General features: G+C 59.7%; 18 protein-coding genes. 11 read left to right on the forward strand and 7 right to left on the reverse strand.

The window, feature by feature from the left end:
• Window positions 1–32: 32 nt before the first annotated feature.
• Complete coding sequence (locus tag QF010_RS15575; protein ID WP_429533462.1) at window positions 33–437, reverse strand: acetyl-CoA sensor PanZ family protein; 405 nt, start codon at window positions 435–437, stop codon at window positions 33–35.
• Window positions 438–658: 221 nt separating this feature from the next.
• Here QF010_RS15575 and QF010_RS15580 point away from each other — a divergent pair, with 221 nt between their 5' ends.
• The 7 genes from QF010_RS15580 (at window position 659) to QF010_RS15610 (ending at window position 6,469) form a co-directional block, all read left to right on the forward strand.
• The gene (locus tag QF010_RS15580; RefSeq protein ID WP_033058296.1) at window positions 659–2,323 is read left to right on the forward strand and encodes an OFA family MFS transporter; all 1,665 of its coding nucleotides are present in this window, start codon (window positions 659–661) and stop codon (window positions 2,321–2,323) included.
• A 262-nt stretch (window positions 2,324–2,585) separates the two neighbouring features.
• Window positions 2,586–3,179 carry an imidazoleglycerol-phosphate dehydratase HisB gene (gene hisB, locus QF010_RS15585; RefSeq protein WP_003218037.1) on the forward strand — a complete coding sequence of 198 codons (594 nt, stop codon included), beginning with the start codon at window positions 2,586–2,588 and terminating at the stop codon, window positions 3,177–3,179.
• A complete protein-coding gene (hisH, locus tag QF010_RS15590) occupies window positions 3,179–3,817 on the forward strand; it encodes an imidazole glycerol phosphate synthase subunit HisH (RefSeq protein ID WP_033058292.1) in 639 nt (212 codons plus the stop codon). Before hisB ends, hisH begins: the two co-directional genes overlap by 1 nt.
• The gene (locus QF010_RS15595) at window positions 3,818–4,075 is read left to right on the forward strand and encodes a DUF2164 domain-containing protein (RefSeq protein WP_008024930.1); all 258 of its coding nucleotides are present in this window, start codon (window positions 3,818–3,820) and stop codon (window positions 4,073–4,075) included. It begins immediately after the preceding gene.
• A gap of 42 nt (window positions 4,076–4,117) precedes the next feature.
• Window positions 4,118–4,855: a 1-(5-phosphoribosyl)-5-[(5-phosphoribosylamino)methylideneamino]imidazole-4-carboxamide isomerase gene (gene hisA / locus QF010_RS15600; protein ID WP_033058290.1), complete on the forward strand. Its 738-nt coding sequence runs from the start codon at window positions 4,118–4,120 to the stop codon at window positions 4,853–4,855.
• A 9-nt stretch (window positions 4,856–4,864) separates the two neighbouring features.
• Window positions 4,865–5,635: an imidazole glycerol phosphate synthase subunit HisF gene (gene hisF, locus QF010_RS15605; RefSeq protein WP_007972752.1), complete on the forward strand. Its 771-nt coding sequence runs from the start codon at window positions 4,865–4,867 to the stop codon at window positions 5,633–5,635.
• Between the two features lie 78 nt (window positions 5,636–5,713).
• Complete coding sequence (locus QF010_RS15610; RefSeq protein WP_429511352.1) at window positions 5,714–6,469, forward strand: substrate-binding periplasmic protein; 756 nt, start codon at window positions 5,714–5,716, stop codon at window positions 6,467–6,469.
• Between the two features lie 3 nt (window positions 6,470–6,472).
• Here QF010_RS15610 and QF010_RS15615 read toward each other — a convergent pair whose 3' ends face one another.
• The 5 genes from QF010_RS15615 to gpmI all read right to left on the reverse strand — a co-directional run bounded on the left by QF010_RS15615 (window position 6,473) and on the right by gpmI (window position 13,008).
• The gene (locus QF010_RS15615) at window positions 6,473–7,702 is read right to left on the reverse strand and encodes a trypsin-like serine peptidase (protein ID WP_429533463.1); all 1,230 of its coding nucleotides are present in this window, start codon (window positions 7,700–7,702) and stop codon (window positions 6,473–6,475) included.
• 104 nt (window positions 7,703–7,806) lie between these two features.
• Entirely contained in the window at window positions 7,807–8,598 is a 792-nt protein-coding gene (locus QF010_RS15620) for a divergent polysaccharide deacetylase family protein (protein ID WP_429511350.1), read from the reverse strand.
• Window position 8,599: 1 nt separating this feature from the next.
• Window positions 8,600–9,919: a S41 family peptidase gene (locus tag QF010_RS15625; protein WP_033058280.1), complete on the reverse strand. Its 1,320-nt coding sequence runs from the start codon at window positions 9,917–9,919 to the stop codon at window positions 8,600–8,602.
• A gap of 31 nt (window positions 9,920–9,950) precedes the next feature.
• Entirely contained in the window at window positions 9,951–11,249 is a 1,299-nt protein-coding gene (locus QF010_RS15630) for a murein hydrolase activator EnvC family protein (RefSeq protein WP_033058278.1), read from the reverse strand.
• Window positions 11,250–11,478: 229 nt separating this feature from the next.
• Window positions 11,479–13,008 (reverse strand): 2,3-bisphosphoglycerate-independent phosphoglycerate mutase, encoded by a 1,530-nt coding sequence (gpmI, locus tag QF010_RS15635; RefSeq protein ID WP_429533464.1) that lies wholly within the window; start codon window positions 13,006–13,008, stop codon window positions 11,479–11,481.
• 153 nt (window positions 13,009–13,161) lie between these two features.
• On the opposite strand from gpmI, the gene QF010_RS15640 reads away from it, so the two are divergent.
• Genes QF010_RS15640 through secB form a run of 3 tightly spaced genes read left to right on the forward strand, consistent with a single transcriptional unit; the run spans window position 13,162 to window position 14,358 of the window.
• Window positions 13,162–13,575 carry a rhodanese-like domain-containing protein gene (locus QF010_RS15640; RefSeq protein WP_033058272.1) on the forward strand — a complete coding sequence of 138 codons (414 nt, stop codon included), beginning with the start codon at window positions 13,162–13,164 and terminating at the stop codon, window positions 13,573–13,575.
• Window position 13,576: 1 nt separating this feature from the next.
• Entirely contained in the window at window positions 13,577–13,831 is a 255-nt protein-coding gene (grxC, locus tag QF010_RS15645) for a glutaredoxin 3 (protein WP_008149430.1), read from the forward strand.
• A gap of 41 nt (window positions 13,832–13,872) precedes the next feature.
• Window positions 13,873–14,358 (forward strand): protein-export chaperone SecB, encoded by a 486-nt coding sequence (gene secB / locus QF010_RS15650; protein ID WP_007949026.1) that lies wholly within the window; start codon window positions 13,873–13,875, stop codon window positions 14,356–14,358.
• A 107-nt stretch (window positions 14,359–14,465) separates the two neighbouring features.
• On the opposite strand, the gene QF010_RS15655 is transcribed toward secB, so the two are convergent.
• A complete protein-coding gene (locus QF010_RS15655) occupies window positions 14,466–14,921 on the reverse strand; it encodes a tRNA (cytidine(34)-2'-O)-methyltransferase (protein WP_008068783.1) in 456 nt (151 codons plus the stop codon).
• On the opposite strand from QF010_RS15655, the gene QF010_RS15660 reads away from it, so the two are divergent.
• The gene (locus QF010_RS15660; protein ID WP_033058270.1) at window positions 14,920–15,360 is read left to right on the forward strand and encodes a hypothetical protein; all 441 of its coding nucleotides are present in this window, start codon (window positions 14,920–14,922) and stop codon (window positions 15,358–15,360) included. The two genes, QF010_RS15655 and QF010_RS15660, sit on opposite strands and share 2 nt — an antisense overlap.
• Window positions 15,361–15,541 lie beyond the last annotated feature (181 nt).

Raw genomic sequence — 15,541 nt, forward strand, 5'->3', positions numbered from 1 at the left:
ATAGCGCTCCGCAGCGGACGACCGGTCAGCGATCACGTCGGCAACTCATCCAGCGGCATTTTCAGTTTGGCCGCCAGCGCTTGTACCTCCAGATGCCCGGCAGGCGCCAGCAAGCGCAATGTCGCGCCCGATTGCGACGCCATTTTCTGCGCTTCATTCACCAGGCGCTCGGCCACGCCACGGCGCCGGGTAATTTTTCGTACACATAGTTGGGACAGATGCCAGACATCCGAGTGCCGTTGCAGACGTGCCGCGCCCAAAAGCCGATCGTTGAAGCGGCCAGCGATCAGCGAGCCGTCCAGCAGGCAGGCTTCGATCAGCTGAAAATCTGCGGCAAACGGGGCAAACAGCCAGTCCGGCGCATCGCGGTAGATCTTCTGCAGATCTAGCTGATCCTGATAAGTGGCTTCGTTTAGCGGCTCGACAATGATCGGCATGAGGGCTCCTTCAGTGGTACGAGAACTGATGACATACAAAAGGTGATAGCACTTTGATTTTTCTGTCACGTACAGATGGTAACCTCTGCCGGTTCGTCCGTCCTTCTGCGACGTGATGTCGCACCAACATGGAGCTTCACCTCGAAAACAGTCATGCGTGCGCATAAAAGGCTGGGGGTGAGGAGCGCTGACGAACCATTCTTATAATTGGGGGATACACAATGACCACGAGCATCACGGCGGACGGCCTCAAAGCCGACCAGCCCGCGTTCCTGTCCAAGGAGCGCATCATCGCCAAGCCCGGTTTCAACCGTTGGCTGGTACCACCGGCCGCCTTGGCCATCCACCTCTGTATCGGCATGGCCTACGGCTTTTCGGTGTTCTGGTTGCCACTGTCCAAAGCCTTGGGCGTGACCAAGGCAGTGGCCTGCGCGCCGGACATGAGCTTCATCTCGCAAGTCTTCTCGTCCCAATGTGACTGGCCGATTTCGATGCTCGGCTGGATCTACACCCTGTTCTTCATTTTCCTCGGTTGCTCGGCCGCCATCTGGGGTGGCTGGCTGGAACACGCCGGGCCACGCAAGGCTGGCGTTGTATCGGCACTGTGCTGGTGTGGTGGTCTGCTGATTTCAGCGTTGGGGGTTTATACCCACCAGATATGGCTGATGTGGATCGGCTCCGGGGTCATTGGCGGTATCGGCCTGGGTCTGGGTTACATCTCGCCGGTCTCGACCCTGATCAAGTGGTTCCCGGACAAGCGCGGCATGGCGACCGGCATGGCGATCATGGGTTTCGGCGGTGGCGCGATGGTCGGTGCTCCGCTGGCCGCAGCCTTGATGGGCCACTTCGCTTCGCCAACCAGCGTTGGCGTTTGGCAGAGCTTCCTGGTGATGGCCGCGATCTACTTCGTGTTCATGATTGGTGGCGCACTGTCCTACCGCGTTCCGCCAACCGGCTGGAAGCCTGAAGGCTGGACCGCACCGGCGAAGAAAGCGTCCAACGCGATGATCACCCACCGTCACGTCCACGTGAACGTGGCGTGGAAAACCCCGCAATTCCGTCTGGTGTGGCTGGTGCTGTGCCTGAACGTTTCGGCGGGTATCGGCATCCTCGGCATGGCTTCACCGCTGTTGCAGGAAGTATTTGCCGGTAAATTGCTGGGCACTGACCAGACGTTTGGTCAACTGGACGCTGGGCAACTGGCCTCGATCGCGGCGATTGCTGCCGGTTTCACCGGTTTGCTTAGTCTGTTCAACATCGGTGGTCGTTTCTTCTGGGCCTCGTTCTCGGATTACCTGGGCCGTAAAAACACTTATTTCGTGTTCTTCGCGCTTGGTTTTGCGCTGTACGCGTTGATCCCGAACCTCGGTCACCTGGGCAACGTTGCGCTGTTCGTGGCGGCCTTCTGCATCATCCTGTCGATGTACGGCGGCGGTTTTGCGACTGTTCCTGCCTATCTCGCGGACCTGTTCGGTACGCAAATGGTCGGCGCGATCCACGGTCGTCTGCTGACCGCTTGGGCAGCGGCGGGCGTGTTGGGTCCGGTGTTGGTGAACTACCTGCGTGAGTATCAGCTGAGCATCGGCGTTGAACGCGCCGCGGCTTACGACATCACCTTGTACATCCTCGCGGGCCTGCTGGTGTTGGGTTTCATCTGCAACCTGCTGGTGCGTCCGGTGGCTGACAAATATTTCATGACCGACGCTGAACTGGCCGCCGAACAGGCGCTGGGCCATGACAAGGGCGCTGACAGCAGCACCGTATTGGAGTGGAAAGCGGATGCGGGCACCAAGCCTTTGGCAGTGGCTGCGTGGCTGGTGGTGGGTATTCCGTTGGCGTGGGGTGTTTGGGTGACCTTGCAGAAGACTGCAGTCCTCTTTCACTAAGTAAACGCAGTACCTCTGTAGGAGTGAGCCTGCTCGCGATGAGGGTCTGACAGTCGACAGAAATGTTGACTGTGGAGCCCTCATCGCGAGCAGGCTCACTCCTACAGTTGTTTTGGGGTGTCTGAAAAAGCTTGTATGGACATGTCTACCCGCGACAGCCGGGGGTTCTATCCGTCAGTCATATCACCTCCCGTGTTTCTGTTTGGCGCCCGCGCCCCTATAATGGTTGCCTTTTTCGCCCAATGATTTTGCGGAGCTGGTGATGGCCGAACGTAAGGCGTCAGTCGAGCGCGACACTCTGGAAACCCAGATCAAAGCCTCGATCAACCTGGATGGCACCGGAAAGGCCCGATTTGATATCGGTGTTCCTTTTCTTGAGCACATGCTGGACCAGATCGCCCGTCACGGGCTGATCGACCTGGATATTGTCAGCAAGGGCGACCTGCATATCGACGACCACCACACGGTGGAAGACGTCGGTATCACCCTGGGTCAGGCCTTCGCCAAAGCCATCGGCGACAAGAAAGGCATCCGTCGCTACGGCCATGCCTACGTGCCGCTCGATGAAGCGCTGTCGCGCGTGGTGATCGACTTCTCCGGTCGTCCTGGCCTGCAGATGCATGTTCCCTATACCCGCGCCACCGTCGGCGGCTTCGACGTTGACCTGTTCCAGGAATTCTTCCAGGGCTTCGTCAACCACGCCCTCGTCAGCCTGCACATCGACAACCTGCGTGGCACCAACACCCACCACCAGATCGAAACCGTGTTCAAGGCTTTCGGCCGCGCACTGCGCATGGCGGTAGAGCTGGATGACCGCATGGCCGGTCAGATGCCGTCGACCAAAGGCGTTCTGTAATGCAGACGGTCGCGGTTATCGATTACGGCATGGGCAACCTGCACTCGGTGGCCAAGGCCCTCGAGCACGTGGGTGCCGGCAAGGTCTTGATCACCAGCGATGCCGATGTGATTCGCGAAGCCGACCGGGTGGTATTCCCCGGCGTCGGCGCGATTCGCGATTGCATGGCGGAGATCCGTCGTCTGGGCTTCGATTCGTTGGTGCGTGAAGTCAGCCAGGACCGTCCGTTTCTCGGCATCTGCGTCGGCATGCAAGCCTTGCTCGACAGCAGTGAAGAGAACGATGGCGTGGACTGCATCGGCCTGTTTCCGGGCGCGGTGAAGTTCTTCGGCAAAGACCTGCATGAAGATGGCGAACACCTGAAAGTCCCGCACATGGGCTGGAACGAAGTGAAGCAGACGGTGAGTCATCCGCTGTGGCACAACATTCCGGACCTGGCGCGTTTTTACTTCGTGCACAGCTACTACATCGCTGCCGGCAACCCGCGGCAAGTGGTGGGCGGCGGTCACTACGGTGTCGATTTCGCTGCGGCGCTGGCCGATGGCTCGCGTTTCGCCGTGCAGTTCCACCCGGAGAAAAGCCATACCCATGGCCTGCAATTGCTGCAGAACTTCGCCGCGTGGGATGGTCGCTGGTAAATGGCCGTCAAGAAGAAGCCGCCGATCCTGACCCTCACTCCCGAACAGGAAAACGAGGCCAATCACAAGATCAAGCGCTTTATGGAAGACCGCTTCGAACTGGACCTGGGTTCGTTCGAAGCGGCTGAAATCCTTGAGCTGTTTACCCGTGAAATTGCGCCGCACTATTACAACAGGGCGATTTTCGATGTGCAGACGCACCTCAAAGAGAGGTTCGAAAGCATCGAAAGCGACCTGTGGGCGCTCGAGAAAAACTGATTTTCGAGCGAAGCTGAACAATCGAATTTGAAGGTTTGCCAGATGCTGATTATTCCCGCTATCGATCTTAAAGACGGTGCCTGTGTTCGTCTGCGCCAGGGCCGCATGGAAGATTCCACGGTGTTCTCCGATGACCCGGTGAGCATGGCTGCCAAGTGGGTGGAGGGCGGTTGCCGTCGTCTGCATCTGGTCGACCTGAACGGCGCCTTCGAAGGCCAGCCGGTCAACGGCGAAGTGGTCACCGCCATCGCCAAGCGCTACCCGAACCTGCCGATCCAGATCGGCGGCGGTATCCGTTCCCTGGAAACCATCGAACACTACGTGAAGGCCGGCGTGAGCTACGTGATCATCGGCACCAAAGCCGTGAAAGATCCGGCCTTCGTCGCCGAAGCCTGCCGCGCGTTCCCGGGCAAAGTGATCGTCGGTCTGGATGCCAAGGACGGTTTTGTCGCCACTGACGGCTGGGCTGAAATCAGCACCATTCAGGTGATCGACCTGGCCAAGCAGTTTGAAGCCGATGGCGTGTCCGCGATCGTTTATACCGACATCGCCAAAGACGGCATGATGCAGGGCTGCAACGTACCGTTCACCGCTGCGCTGGCCGCCGCGACGAAGATCCCGGTGATCGCCTCCGGTGGCATCCACAACCTCGGTGACATCAAGTCGCTGCTCGACGCGAAAGCGCCAGGCATCATCGGCGCGATCACCGGTCGGGCGATCTACGAAGGCACTCTCGATGTCGCTGAAGCGCAAGCTTTCTGCGATTCGTACAAAGGCTGAGGACTGACCATGGCGCTGGCCAAACGCATCATCCCTTGCCTGGACGTGGATAACGGCCGGGTGGTCAAGGGCGTCAAGTTCGAGAACATCCGTGATGCCGGCGACCCGGTGGAAATCGCCCGTCGTTACGACGAGCAGGGTGCCGACGAGATTACTTTTCTCGACATCACCGCCAGCGTTGACGGCCGCGACACCACGTTGCATACCGTCGAGCGCATGGCCAGCCAGGTGTTCATCCCGCTGACCGTGGGCGGCGGCGTGCGTACCGTGCAGGACATTCGCAACCTGCTGAATGCCGGCGCGGACAAGGTTTCGATCAACACCGCTGCGGTGTTCAACCCGGAATTCGTCGGCGAAGCGGCTCAGCATTTCGGTTCGCAGTGCATCGTGGTTGCCATCGACGCCAAGAAGGTTTCCGGTCCGGGCGAAACCCCGCGCTGGGAAATCTTCACCCATGGCGGTCGCAAGCCTACTGGTCTCGACGCCGTTGAATGGGCGAAGAAGATGGAAGGTCTCGGTGCGGGCGAAATCCTGTTGACCAGCATGGACCAGGACGGCATGAAAAACGGCTTCGACCTGGGCGTTACCCGCGCCATCAGCGACGCACTGGGTATCCCGGTGATCGCCTCCGGCGGCGTCGGCAACCTGCAGCATTTGGCTGACGGCATTATCGAAGGCCACGCCAGCGCCGTATTGGCGGCGAGTATTTTCCACTTCGGCGAATACACCGTGCAGGAAGCCAAGGCCTACATGGCCCATCGCGGCATCGTGATGCGCTAAACAAACCGATACAGGCCAGTGGACATCATGGCGGGCTCAAGGCACTCTTGGGTACGCCATGGATTTCGGTAGCCAGACATGCTTAGACGCCTTCTTCTTGCCCTCGCCGGTGCTTCTCTATTGCTCGTCAACGGAGCACATGCCGCACAAATTCCCGACACCGGCCTGGTGTTGCTGACTGAAAATTTCCCTCCGTACAACATGGCGAAGAACGGCAAGAACTTCGCTCAGGACGAGAACATCAATGGCATCGCGGTGGACATCGTCCGCGAGATGTTTAAACGCGCCGAAATCACCTACAGCCTGACATTGCGTTTTCCTTGGGAGCGAATCTACAAACTCGCCCTGGAAAAGCCCGGTTACGGCGTATTTGTGATGGCACGGTTGCCGGACCGCGAGAACCTGTTCAAGTGGGTTGGCCCGATCGGGCCGGATGACTGGATCATGCTGGCCAAGGCCGATAGCAAGATCAGCCTTGAGTCGCTGGAGCAGGCGCGCAAATACAAGATTGGTGCCTATAAAGGCGATGCGATTGCCGAGACGTTGGCCAAGCAGGGATTGAAGCCGATAGTCGTGCTGCGGGATCAGGACAACGCGAAGAAGCTGGTCAACGGCCAGATCGACCTGTGGGCCACGGGTGATCCGGCCGGACGTTACCTGGCTCGCCAGGACGGGGTGACCGGGCTCAAGACCGTGCTGCGCTTCAACAGCGCCGAGTTGTATCTGGCATTGAACAAGGACGTGCCGGATGACGTCGTCGCGAAGCTTCAGGCAGCGCTGGATCAACTGCGCAAGGAAGGCGTGGTGGACGACATCATGTCGAAGTATCTGTAACCATCACTTCGATACAACCTGAGCCGGAGCCGCGCTCAAGTACACGGCACTGGTAAACACGTTATTCAGCATCGCCCTTGTCAGCTGCGCTCCCCCTGAGGCGACGCCGATAATGCACAGTGCATGTGCGCCGCTTTGTGGCCCGACTTCAGTATTGATGTAAGCATCTTCAGTGCTGATGGCGGCGCTGTAATTGTCGGAAGCTTTGCAGTCCCTGGCGTTATGGACCGTTTTGTAGCGATAGAAGGGTGCCTCGAGGGAGAACCTGAAATCCCACGTAGGCAATACGACCTGCTCATCCGCGTTTTGCGTTCTATGAATGTATGACTTGAGCTTCCAGGGCTCCGTGATAGTCAGCTCGACTGGCTTCAACGAACAGTCCGCCCCGTCGCTGGTGAAGACACCGTCAATAAAGCACGTGTGCAGGAAGTTGGCCGGGTAGCTGTAGTTGAAACGGGCAGCCTTGCAAGACGTCGAGTGCTCACAACCAGGCGGCGCTGGGGTATTGCGCGAGGTCACGACTTTACTGACGATGCCGGTGATTTCATTGGTGCGACGGTTCAGCATTGGGCTACCAGAGTTGCCACCGTGAAGGTCGCAGCTGTTTTTCATGGCCAAAGGGAACACTCCGGGGTGATCGATGAATGTTCCGGCGGTTTGTTCAGCGCAGGCACTCAGTCGAAGCCCTTGTTCGGTAAAGCCGCTCGGCGCGCCAATGTTAAGCGCGTCTTGACTCTCGTTGGTTTGATGGGACGCCAGCTTGAGCGGGTTGACCCCGGCCTGTATCAGCGACGCCAATGTTGCGTCGACCTCCAGTACTGCAAGATCGGTCCCGACCAGACTGCTCCATCGGGCAGTCCGGATGGCGTATCGGCGCTTACGCTGTGGCATGTCATGAAAGTAGTGGAAGGTGACGCTGGCTTTAAAAGGCAGATTGGTCCGCGCCGAACCGTACTGAAACAACACGCAATGACCGCTGGTGAGCAGGTAGGCAGGGCCAGTGGCTCGGCCTTGCCTGTTTCGCGTATCCAGTAGAACGGCGCTGCAGGTCAAGCCTGATTGGAGACTGAGTAGTCCCACGCCGCTCCAGATTTCATAAGAATGTTCGCTGTTTTGCAGTGCCCTTGAGGGTGAGTCGTTGACGGCGCCTTCGCCCAGATCGCGAGCCTGCGCTGCGGAAATAGCCAGCAGGCCAATCAGGCCTGCGAAGCAAAAGAAGCTCATGTATTTCATGTCCATTCCTTGGTGATGAAATTCAGGGTGAGCGCTATCGTGGCACGCGGCGGTGTACCGGCAGGTATAAATAGTTATCGCGAAATGGAGTGGGCTGCGAGCAATTACCGGGCGGTCGGGAGGCGGTACTGGCCATCCTTGCCGTGCGCTGCCGTTGCACGATTGCCGCGCACGCTGATCATCTGTTTGATGTCGATCCAGTCAATGCCCTGAGCCTTGAGCTTGGGTAGTTCACGTTCAAGTACCGCCAATGTCTGCGGATACGGATGCCCGATCATCACTGCAGAACCCTGTTTGCGCGCCAGGCTGATCGCCGTCTGTAGCTGAGTAAAGATCGCGGCTTCAGTGGGCTCGTCATCCAGGAACACATCCCGCGAAACGCTCGCCAAACCAATCTTCTGCGCCTCGGCGGCCGCCACGGTTTGCGCACTGGTGCGGCTGTCGACGAAGAGCTTGTGTCGGCGCTGCAACTCCGCCATCAGCCAGGCCATGGCCGGTTGCTGAACGGTCATGCGGCTGCCCATGTGGTTGTTGATGCCGGCGGTGTAGGGCACGACCTTGAGTGCCGCGTTCAGGCGTTTCTCGAGCTCTTCGATGGGCAAGTCGGGGTGCCAGGCAAACGGGCCGGTGGCCGGGTCCATGGGCATGTGCAGGATGACAATCTTGCCGGCGCGATGAGCTTCGCGGGCGAATTCGGTGGCGTGGGGGGTATCGGGCATGATTGCCGTGGTGACCGGGCCGGGCAGGGCCAGCACGCGGCGATCCCGGGGCAGGTTCTGCCCCAGGTCATCGATGATCAGGCTTAGATAGGCCTTTTGAGGTGCCGTCGCGACGGGCGCTGCGTGAGCAACACCCGCCAGACAGCACAGCAAGCCGAGGATGAACCGCAGGCGCATCTCAGCGGCCGGAGGTGATGCTCAACCCTTTGAGCAGGCTCAAGGCCTGGGCCAATTGGTAATCATCATCCTGCGGCATCGCCTTGGCTTTGCCGCTGGAGCTGGTCGGTTTGTCGGCGCCGCCGTTGCCATTGCCCAGGTGACCTTGCAGATCGGCTTCCTTGAAGTACTCGCCGTCCTGCTCGTTGGTGATCTTGGCCTTGCGCACTTCGATGTCCGGAACGATGCCCTGTGCCTGGATCGAGCGGCCGTTCGGCGTGTAATACAGCGCCGTGGTGATCTTCAGTGCGCGGTCGTTGTTCAGCGGCAGCACGGTTTGTACCGAGCCTTTGCCGAAACTGGTGGTGCCCATGACCACCGCGCGTTTCTGATCCTGCAAGGCGCCGGCGACAATTTCCGAGGCCGAGGCGCTGCCGCCGTTGATCAGCGCGACCATTGGCACGGCTTCGCTTTCGTCCTTGCCGGTGGCGGAGAAGCGCAGTTCGGAGTTGGCGATACGGCCCTTGGTGTAAACGATCAGGCCCTTGGTGATGAAGTGGTCGACCACTTCCACCGCCGCTTGCAGCACACCGCCCGGGTTATTACGCAGGTCGAGGATGATGCCTTTGAGCTTCTTGCCGTTGTCCTTGCGCAGCTTGGCCAGGGCCTTGGAGACTTCGTCGCCGGTCTTGACCTGGAACTGGGTGATGCGGATGTAGCCGTAGCCGGATTCCAGCAACTGGCTCTTCACGCTCTTCACTTGAATGATGGCGCGGGCCAGGGTCACGTCAAACGGTGTACCGCCGTCGCGCACCAGGGTCAGGGTGATTTTCTGGCCGATCTTGCCGCGCATCTTGTCCACGGCTTCCGTCATGCTCTGGCCGCGGGTCGGCTGGCCGTTGATCTTGACGATGAAGTCGCCGGCCTGAATGCCCGCCTTGGAGGCCGGGGTGTCATCGATTGGCGAAACCACCTTGATGAAACCGTCTTCGGCGCCCACTTCGATGCCCAGGCCGCCGAATTCGCCGCTGGTGCTTTCCTGCAACTCAGCGAAGTCTTCCGGGCCCAGGTAGGCGGAGTGCGGGTCGAGGTTGCTGAGCATGCCCTTGATGGCGTTTTCCAGCAGGGTCTTGTCGTCCACCGGTTCGACATAGGCTGCCTTGATCCGATCCATGACCTCGGCAAAGGTGCGCAACTCTTCCAGAGGCAATGGCGCCTTGGTGGTCGCAGCAGTGCCCGCAGGCGCGACGGCCGGGGCCGGTTGAGCGGCGAACGCCAGAGGCGCGCCGATCACCAGGGCGATCGTCAGGGCCAGCGAGGTAAGGCGGGACAGATGCAGCATGTCGAACGAACTCCTGAATTAGGTCGCGTGCTTATCCTTGCGCGCGACACCATTGCGCTGGATCACTCGGGTGACCCTGCTGACGAATAGCGAAATACAGCGCTGGCGTGTCCTGCCCGCCACTGTTGCCGACAGTGGAGATGGACTCACCGGCTTTTACCACGTCACCCGCAGACTTGAGCAGCGTCTGGTTGTGACCATAAAGACTCAAAAAACCGTTGCCGTGGTCGAGAATCACCAGCAGCCCGGCGCCACGCAACCAGTCGGCGAACACCACGCGACCGCCATGCACGGCGTGCACCTGGCTGCCGGCGGAGGCGCTGATCATCACGCCGTCCCACTTGGTGCGGGCGTCGTCGCCACGGGTTTCGCCGAAGCGTGCCAGCAGTCGACCATCAACGGGCCAGGGAAGTTTTCCCCGGCTTGAAGCAAAGGGGCCGCCAAAGGTCTCGCCTGAACTTGAAACCAGTGCGCCGGGTGTCGATTTAATGGGTTTGCGTGGGGCGTCAGTGGTGTCTGCATCTGCAGCAGCCTGAGCCTCACGTAAACGCTTTTTTTCGGCTTCCTGCTGGGCGATCAGCGCTTTTTGCCGCGCTTCTTCTGCCTCACGGGCCTGACGGGCCAGGGTTTCTTCAATGGTTTTAAGGACTTTAGACAGGTCTGCCTGATCCTGCTCGCGGGCTGCCAGCTTCTGATCGCGGGCTTTCACGTCGTCGCTGAGCTTGGCCAGGACTTGCTGACGCTCCTTGCGGACTTTGTCGAGTTCGTCGCGCTGGCTGTCGAGGCTGCTTTTCTGCACCAGCAATTGCGCCTGTTGCATGGCGATGTCTTTTTCGACATTGGCCAGTTGGCGCAGGGTTTCGTTGAAATTCTTCAGCTGCTCCAGGCGGGCCTGGCTCAGGTAGTCGTAATAGGTGAGGGTGCGGGCGAATTTTTCCGGGTTCTGCTGGTTGAGCAGCAGCTTCAAGTACTCCTGACGGCCGTTCTGATAGGCCGCGCGGGCCTGAATGGCGATCAGTCGCTGCTGTTCAATGCGCGCGCTCTGGAGTTTTTTTTTCTCGGTATCGAGTCGCTGCAGCTCGGATTCGCTTTTCTTCAGCTCTTTTTGCAGGGCTTCGACCTGCTTCTCGAGCTTGCCCATCTCGGTCTCGGTGCCTTTGAGGTCTTTCTGCACCCCGGTTTTTTCTTCCTGGAGCTTGCCCAGCAGTTTTTTCAGCTCGGCAATGTCCTGACGCGTGGCGTCCAACTGTTGTTGGGTTTGCGCGCGCTCGTCAGCAAAGGCCGGTTGGAGCAGGCATGTCAGAGCAAGGGCTATCAGGACGCGAAGCATAGAGGCGGGCGACACCAGGGAAAAAGACATCCTAGTATGCCCGCCAAGCGCTGCAAAAAAAACGCCCAATTGGGGCTGTGTGATAACCGGCCCCAAAAACCACACAAACCCACTGTAGGAGCGAGCCTGCTCGCGATGGCGTCCTAACATTCACATCGATATTGAGCGTTAGATTGCTATCGCGAGCAGGCTCGCTCCTACAGGGGTTTGCGGTGTTTGAAAGGTCGGATTACACCAGTATCGAAGTTCCGGTCATCTCCGCCGGTTTTTCCAGGCCCATCAACATCAGCATGGTCGGTGCCACATCCGCCAGCACGCCGCCGTCGCGAACCTTGAAGTCACGCTTGCCGACATAGATGAACGGTACCGGTTCGGTGGTGTGGGCGGTATGCGCCTGGCCGGTGGATGCGTCGGACATCTGCTCGACGTTGCCGTGGTCGGCAGTGATCAGCGCTTCGCCGCCGACTTTTTCCAACGCATCGACGATGCGGCCGACACACAGGTCGAGGCACTCAACGGCTTTGACGGCCGCGTCGAACACGCCGCTGTGGCCGACCATGTCGCCGTTGGCGTAGTTGACCACGATCACGTCGTAACGCTGGTTTTCAATGGCGTCGACGATGCGGTCGGTGACTTCCGGGGCGCTCATCTCGGGCTGCAAGTCATAAGTGGCGACTTTTGGCGACGGGATCAGGATGCGTTCTTCGCCCGGGAACGGTTCTTCGCGGCCGCCGGAGAAGAAGAAGGTGACGTGGGCATACTTCTCGGTTTCAGCGATGCGCAGCTGGGTTTTGCCGTTTTTCGCCAGGTAGTCGCCCAGCACGTTGTCCAGGCTGCCTGCGGCGAAGGCCGATGGCGCAGGAATGCTGGCGGCGTATTGGGTCAGCATGACGAAGCCGGCCAGTTTTGGCTGGCGGGCACGTTCGAACTCCTTGAAATCGTCTTCGACGAACACGCGGGTCAGTTCGCGGGCGCGGTCGGCGCGGAAGTTCATGAACACCACGGCGTCGCCGTCTTCGACTTTCACCGGCTCGCCGATGGAGGTGGCTTTGACGAATTCGTCGCTCTCGCCACGTTCGTACGCGGCTTGCAGGCCTTCCTGAGCGGTGGCGGCGTTGAATTCGCCGTTGCCGTCGACAATCAGGTTGTAAGCCTGGGACACGCGGTCCCAACGGTTGTCGCGGTCCATGGCGAAGTAGCGGCCAACAATGCTGGCGATCCGGCCTTTGCCGAGGGCCTGGAAGGCCGCGTCGAGCAGTTCGATGGACGACTGAGCGCTTTTCGGCGGCGTGTCGCGACCATCAAGGAAGGCGTGCAGATAGATTTTTTCGGCGCCGCGCTTGAAAGCCAGTTCAGCCATGGCAACCAGGTGATCCTGGTGGCTGTGAACGCCGCCATCGGACAGCAGGCCCATGAAGTGCACGGCTTTGCCGGCAGCGACGGCTTTATCGACAGCAGCGCAGATGGTCGGGTTCTCGAAGAACTCGCCGTCGCGGATCGATTTGGTCACGCGGGTGAAGTCCTGATACACCACGCGGCCGGCGCCGAGGTTCATGTGGCCGACTTCGGAGTTGCCCATCTGGCCATCCGGCAAGCCGACGTCCATGCCGCTGCCCGAGATCAGGCCGTTCGGCACGGTGGCCCACAGACGGTCCAGTACGGGCTTCTTCGCCGCAAAGATAGCGTTGGATTCAGGGCTCTCACTGTGACCGAAGCCGTCGAGAATAATCAGGACCAAAGGTTTAGGCGTGGTAGTCATGGATTCCACTCGTGGCTGAATTAAAAGAGGGCGATGGAAAAGGGAGTGGCAGTTTAAAGCGAAGTTCCGGCCGCGTCACCGCCGGACGGGGTTTGGCCCGCCATAGTGGCTGTGTATACTGGCCGACATTTTAACGCCCTGGAACCTCCTTCGATGGTTGAACATCTGATTCAATTCGCCACCAACCACTACATTCTCGTGGGTATCTTCGTCGTACTGGCGGCCTTGCTGTTGGCCTATCAGATGCAAGGCGGCGGCCGCAGCCTGAGCACCGGTGAACTGACCGGGCTGGTCAACAAGGACGCGGGCGTTGTGATCGACATTCGTTCGACCAAGGACTTCGCCGCCGGTCACATTGTTGGCGCGGTGAACATTCCTCACGACAAACTGACCGCTCGCGTCGGCGAACTGGAAAAGCACAAGGCCAAGACCATCATCCTGGTCGACGCCATGGGCCAGACTGCTGGCACGCATGCCCGCGAACTGATGAAGTCCGGCTTCACCGCCGCCAAGCTCTCCGGCGGTATTTCCAGCTGGAAGGGCGACAACCTGCCGCTGGTGAAGTGATATGAGCAACGTCGTCGTCTATTCCAGCGATTACTGCCCTTACTGTTCGCGAGCCAAGTACCTGCTCGAGAACAAAGGCGTGGCCTTCGAAGAGATCAAGGTCGATGGCAAGCCGCAGGTGCGTGCCGCCATGGCTCAGAAGGCCGGACGTACGTCCGTGCCGCAGATCTGGATCGGCAGCACCCACGTGGGTGGTTGTGATGATTTGTTTGCCCTTGAGCGCGCCGGCAAGCTCGACGCCATGCTCAAGGCCTGAATGCCTTCCCTATAAGACCCCAAGATCAGAAAGGATCTGAGATGACTGACCAACAGAACACTGCAGCTAGCGAAGAAGAAACCGCACCGCAATTCTCCTTGCAGCGCATCTACGTACGTGACTTGTCCTTCGAAGCACCGAAAAGCCCGGCCATCTTCCGCCAGCAGTGGGAACCGAGCGTCGGTCTGGATCTGAACACCCGTCAAAAGGCCCTGGAAGGCGATTTCCACGAAGTCGTGCTGACCCTGTCCGTTACCGTGAAGAACGGCGACGAAGTGGCGTTCATTGCTGAAGTGCAACAGGCCGGGATCTTCCTGATCAAGAACCTCGACGACGCTTCGATGAGCCACACCCTCGGTGCGTTCTGCCCGAACATCCTGTTCCCGTACGCTCGCGAAACCCTGGACAGCCTGGTGACCCGCGGTTCGTTCCCGGCCCTGATGCTGGCCCCGGTGAACTTCGACGCGCTGTACGCACAAGAACTGCAACGCATGCAGGCGGCTGGCGAGACTCCAACCGTTCAATAAGCAGCGCTGCTGAAAATCGCGGGCAAGCCCGCTCCCACAGGTTTGTGCAAAACCTGTGGGAGCGGGCTTGCCCGCGATTGTTTCTGTCAGGCGGAAATGATCTGAGCTTACTTGAACCCAAGCTGGCGCCAGCCTTCGTACACGGCGACCGCCACGGTGTTCGACAGGTTCAGGCTGCGGCAGCCTTCACGCATCGGCAGGCGCAGGCGTTGTTCGCTGGGCAGGGCATCGAGCACTTCCGCCGGCAAACCACGGCTTTCCGGGCCGAACAGGAACGCATCGCCCTCGGCGAAGCTGGCATCGTGGAACGGCCGCGAGCCCTTGGTGGTGAAGGCGAACAACCGAGGATGACCGAGGCTTTCCAGACAGCTGGCGAGGTCTGCGTGGCGTTGCAGGGTGGCATACTCGTGGTAATCGAGGCCGGCCCGGCGCAGACGCTTGTCGTCCATCTCGAAGCCCAGCGGTTCGATCAAATGCAGGTGGCAGCCACTGTTGGCGCACAGCCTGATAACGTTGCCGGTATTCGGCGGAATTTCTGGTTGGAAAAGGATGACGTGAAACATGCACGGCTCCGAAGGTAAAGATGAGCGGCATTCTACGCCTGAAGCGGACCCGCGTTCGAAGCTATTCCCGCGAGTGATGGCTTCGTTGGCGATTGTCGGGGTGATGGTGGGGCTGATGATCGGTCGCCTGACCACGCCCGACCCCAGCGAATTGCAGCAGGTCGAGGTCACGAGCGATGGGTTGGTGGTGTGGTTCAACAACGAACCCAAGGCTCACGGCGAGTTCGTCGACGGTAGCCTCGCGTTGCTGTTCGAGGCTGAAGGCAAGGCGCAGAAAGGTCAGCTCAAAATCAACGACAAGAGCGTTAACTGGCGCGTGCGTTTGAGTGATGGGGGGTTGTTGCTGACGGTGGTGGCGGCCCGGCCACTGCAGGGCGACTGGGCCGGTAGCGAGGTCGATGACCGCTGGCGGCTGGAGATCCATCTCCGAGAGCAATAAAAGAGGGAATCCCCGGCCTGCCTGTACCAAGGTCCCCAAAACGGCAGGGCTCGCGCATTGCGTCGTGAGCCCGGTGTAAAGAAGGAACCCCTGACCTGCCTGTATCAAGGGCCCCAAAACTGCTTGGGCTCGTCGCAAGTGCGGTATGAGCCCGATGTAAAGAGGGGAATCCCCGGCCTGC

The sequence above is a fragment of the Pseudomonas silensiensis genome, assembly GCF_050434865.1.
Taxonomy (GTDB): Bacteria; Pseudomonadota; Gammaproteobacteria; order Pseudomonadales; family Pseudomonadaceae; genus Aquipseudomonas; species Aquipseudomonas fluorescens_W.